Below are 3,993 nucleotides of genomic sequence, written 5' to 3' on the forward strand. Positions count from 1 at the left end.
GAAACGCCCATGCGTCCGTAGCAGACCGCACTCGGCGCGGCGGCGAAGTCCCGGGCCAGTTGGCGGATCTGTTCGGCCGGCACCGCACACAGCGGGCTCATGGCCTCAGCAGTAAACGTTGCGATGGCGGCCCGCACCTCATCGAGACCATCAACCGGCAAATGACTGTCACGGGTCAGACCTTCATCAAACAACGTGTTGAGCACACCGAACAGCAACGCCGCGTCACCGCCGGGCCGCACGAACAAGTGCTGGTCGGCGATCGCCGCCGTTTCGCTGCGGCGCGGATCGACCACCACCACTTTGCCGCCACGTGCCTGAATCGCTTTCAGGCGTTTCTCGACATCGGGCACGGTCATGATGCTGCCGTTGGAGGCCAGTGGATTGGCACCCAGGATCAGCATGAAATCGGTGTGATCGATGTCCGGGATCGGCAACAGCAAACCGTGGCCGTACATCAGGTAACTGCTCAGGTGATGAGGCAGTTGATCGACCGACGTTGCGGAAAAGCGATTGCGGGTTTTCAACAGGCCAAGAAAGTAATTGCTGTGGGTCATCAGCCCATAGTTGTGCACGCTGGGGTTGCCCTGATAGACCGCCACCGCGTTCTGCCCATGCCGCTCCTGAATCGCCGCCAGACGCTCGGCCACCAGCGCAAAGGCCTCGTCCCACTCGATCGGCAGCCACTCGCTGCCGACCCGGCGCATCGGCTGGCGCAGGCGATCGGGATCGTTCTGGATGTCTTGCAAGGCCACGGCCTTCGGGCAGATGTGCCCGCGGCTGAAGGTGTCGAGCGCGTCGCCCTTGATCGAGGTGATCGCGACGTTGCCCTCGGTTTCTGTGGTCTCGATGGTCAGACCGCAAATGGCTTCGCACAGGTGGCAGGCACGGTGATGGAGAGTCTTGGTCATGGCCAGTCTCTGTCTTGTTCTGGGCAGGCAACGGTGATGCCTGCGGGAACAAAACTATGGCCCGTGCGCGCAAGCGACGCCAGCGACGTTCGTCTTGTGAATCGACGGCCATCAGGCGAGCCGATAACTCGCCCGATTCAGTTGGACGGCAGTTGTGGCGGCGCCTGCAGCTGGATCTCCTGAATGGTTTCGATCTGCTCGTGGGCGACGTGCACGCCGGTGAGTTCGCCGATCAGCCGCCAGTGCTCGTCCAGCCCGGCGCTGATGGTCGCCATGCGGTCGATCATCTGGCGACTGGCAGCCTTGACCACGTCATCTTCGCTGCGCAACAGCTCGAAGGACATCGACGTGACCGACGCGGTGAGGTGGGTCAGTGAGCGAGCCGTGTGGCCCAGCAATTCCATCAACAGTTTTTCTTTCGATTCCATGCGGAGGCTTCCTGCGTCGCTCGAAACTTATTTATAACCCAGCACTTTGCTTTAGCAAATGTTTCAGTCTGCGCATCCGACCAAGCGAAACTGTCACCGCGCAGTCTTGAACCGACTCAAGCGACACCATCCCCGCCACGCCTGATTGCCAAGCCCGCCGGGGCCAGTGTACAAAGAGCCTCGCTGCAGTCGTGAATCCGGCTTCAAACGCGCGGCTGCTTTCAGCGGTTCGCCCCCCGAACTTCGCAAAAACGTTAGCCTATTGGCGTAACGCGACATTTAGTGTCAATATCGCGCCTCCCCCTATTTCGTCGCCTCCGTGCGGCTTACGCCGCAGGTCTCGCCCGTTGTTCCGTAAAACAAGGTTTTGAGCATCTGCGGTTTGTAGCAAAAAGGTAGTCAATGATGAGCGCAAGGCACTTTCTCTCCCTGATGGATTGCACGCCCGAAGAGCTGGTCAGCGTGATCCGTCGAGGCGTTGAGCTCAAGGACCTGCGTAACCGCGGCGTACTGTTCGAGCCTTTGAAAAACCGCGTGCTGGGAATGATCTTCGAGAAATCCTCGACCCGCACCCGGATCTCCTTCGAGGCCGGCATGATCCAGCTCGGTGGCCAGGCGATCTTCCTGTCGCCGCGCGACACCCAGCTGGGCCGTGGCGAGCCGATCGGTGACTGCGCCATCGTCATGTCGAGCATGCTCGATGCGGTGATGATCCGAACCTTTGCCCACAGCACCCTGACCGAATTCGCCGCCAACTCGCGCGTACCGGTCATCAACGGCCTGTCCGATGACCTGCACCCGTGCCAGTTGCTGGCCGACATGCAGACGTTCCTTGAACACCGTGGCTCGATCCAGGGCAAGACCGTGGCCTGGATCGGCGATGGCAACAACATGTGCAACAGCTATATAGAAGCGGCGATCCAGTTCGACTTCCAGTTGCGAGTTGCCTGCCCGCAGGGCTACGAGCCTAATCCTGAATTTGTCGCCCGCGCCGGCGATCGTGTGACTATCGTCCGTGATCCGCAGGACGCCGTGCGTGGCGCACACTTGGTAAGCACCGATGTCTGGACTTCGATGGGTCAGGAAGAGGAAACTGCCAAGCGCCTGAAACTGTTCGCACCGTTCCAGGTGACCCGCGCCCTGCTCGACCTGGCGGCTGAAGATGTGCTGTTCATGCATTGCCTGCCGGCGCACCGCGGTGAAGAAATCAGCCTCGACCTGCTTGATGACCCGCGCTCCGTTGCCTGGGATCAGGCAGAAAACCGTCTCCACGCACAGAAGGCCCTGCTCGAGTTCCTCGTCGAACCGGCATATCACCACGCATGAGCCATGAATTACTGCTGAACCTGCGCAACCTTGCTTGCGGCTATCAAGATCAACGTGTGGTGCAGAACCTCAATCTGCACCTCAACGCCGGTGACATCGGTTGCCTGCTCGGCTCCTCCGGCTGCGGCAAGACCACCACCCTGCGCGCGATTGCCGGTTTCGAACCGGTGCACGAAGGCGAAATTACCCTCGGTGGCGAAACCATCTCCAGCGCAGGTTTCACCCTGGCCCCGGAGAAACGCCGGATCGGCATGGTGTTCCAGGATTACGCGCTGTTCCCGCACCTGAGCGTCGCGGACAACATCGCCTTCGGCATCCGCAAGCACCCGAACAAGGAGCGCGTCACCGAGGAGCTGCTGGAACTGGTCAACCTGAAGAATCTCGGCAAGCGTTTCCCGCACGAACTCTCCGGCGGCCAGCAACAGCGTGTCGCCCTCGCCCGCGCCCTGGCGCCGGAACCGCAATTGCTGCTGCTCGACGAGCCGTTCTCCAACCTCGACGGCGAACTGCGGCGCAAGCTCAGCCACGAAGTGCGCGACATCCTCAAGGCCCGCGGCACCAGTGCGATTCTGGTGACCCACGATCAGGAAGAAGCCTTCGCCGTGAGCGATCACGTCGGCGTGTTCAAGGAAGGTCGACTGGAGCAGTGGGATACGCCGTACAACCTCTACCACGAACCGGCGACGCCGTTTGTCGCCAGCTTCATCGGTCAGGGTTATTTCATTCGCGGCCAGCTCGGCAGCCCGGAATCGGTACAGACCGAACTCGGCGAACTGCGCGGTAACCGGGCCTACACCTGGCCGGTGGGCGGCGCGGTGGATGTGCTGCTGCGGCCGGATGACATCGTTTATGCGCCGGACAGTGGGTTGAAAGCACGCATCGTTGGCAAGACCTTCCTTGGCGCCTCGACCTTGTATCGCCTGCAACTGCCGACGGGCGCGCAGCTGGAATCGATTTTTCCGAGCAATGCCGATCATCAGGTGGGTGCGGAGGTGGGCATTCGCGTAGCGGCTGAACATCTGGTGTTGTTCCAGGCATCGGGCAGCACTGCCGCACAAATCCCGGCAGTGGAAAACGGCGTTCGCCGCTACAGCACCGCCCTCTAGATCAAAAGATCGCAGCCTTCGGCAGCTCCTACAGGGATCAATGTAGGAGCTGCCGCAGGCTGCGATCTTTTAGCTTTTAACCGAGGATCAACGTGCCGCTGGCCACCAGCGTCGCATTCCCGCCAATCTTCACCCGCTCCCCCTCCAGCCGACAGAACAACTCCCCGCCCCGCGCCGAACGCCGGCACGCGGTAAAACTGGATTTTCCCAGACGTTTCGACC

The 3,993-nt window shown here is 61.2% G+C and carries 4 protein-coding genes and 1 pseudogene; 2 read left to right on the forward strand and 3 right to left on the reverse strand.

What is annotated here, in order from left to right; genetic code table 11:
• Both DBR18_RS29435 and DBR18_RS18175 read right to left on the reverse strand, forming a co-directional pair.
• Nucleotides 1–911, reverse strand: a 911-nt coding sequence (locus DBR18_RS29435; RefSeq protein WP_256588783.1) for a molybdopterin-dependent oxidoreductase, incomplete at its 3' end; no start/stop codon positions are given.
• A gap of 137 nt (nucleotides 912–1,048) precedes the next feature.
• Entirely contained in the window at nucleotides 1,049–1,339 is a 291-nt protein-coding gene (locus tag DBR18_RS18175) for a hypothetical protein (RefSeq protein ID WP_103305479.1), read from the reverse strand.
• A 405-nt stretch (nucleotides 1,340–1,744) separates the two neighbouring features.
• Between DBR18_RS18175 and argF the strand changes: the two genes are divergently transcribed.
• Nucleotides 1,745–2,665, forward strand: a complete 921-nt coding sequence (gene argF / locus DBR18_RS18180; RefSeq protein WP_047296204.1) for an ornithine carbamoyltransferase — start codon at nucleotides 1,745–1,747, stop codon at nucleotides 2,663–2,665.
• Nucleotides 2,662–3,771, forward strand: coding sequence for an ABC transporter ATP-binding protein (locus DBR18_RS18185; protein WP_108591338.1), 1,110 nt, complete (start codon nucleotides 2,662–2,664; stop codon nucleotides 3,769–3,771). The genes argF and DBR18_RS18185 overlap by 4 nt, the downstream gene beginning before the upstream one ends.
• Before the next feature lie 76 nt (nucleotides 3,772–3,847).
• On the opposite strand, the pseudogene DBR18_RS18190 reads toward DBR18_RS18185, so the two are convergent.
• Nucleotides 3,848–3,993: pseudogene (locus DBR18_RS18190) on the reverse strand (isomerase); the annotation flags it as partial.

It is taken from the genome of Pseudomonas sp. HMWF021, assembly GCF_003061005.1.
GTDB lineage: Bacteria > Pseudomonadota > Gammaproteobacteria > Pseudomonadales > Pseudomonadaceae > Aquipseudomonas.

Bases quoted from the DNA above. Each gene is read 5' to 3' on its own strand.
- DBR18_RS18175 (WP_103305479.1), bottom strand. From the start codon at position 1,339: ATGGAATCGAAAGAAAAACTGTTGATGGAATTGCTGGGCCACACGGCT.
- argF (WP_047296204.1), top strand. From the start codon at position 1,745: ATGAGCGCAAGGCACTTTCTCTCCCTGATGGATTGCACGCCCGAAGAG.
- DBR18_RS18185 (WP_108591338.1), top strand. From the start codon at position 2,662: ATGAGCCATGAATTACTGCTGAACCTGCGCAACCTTGCTTGCGGCTAT.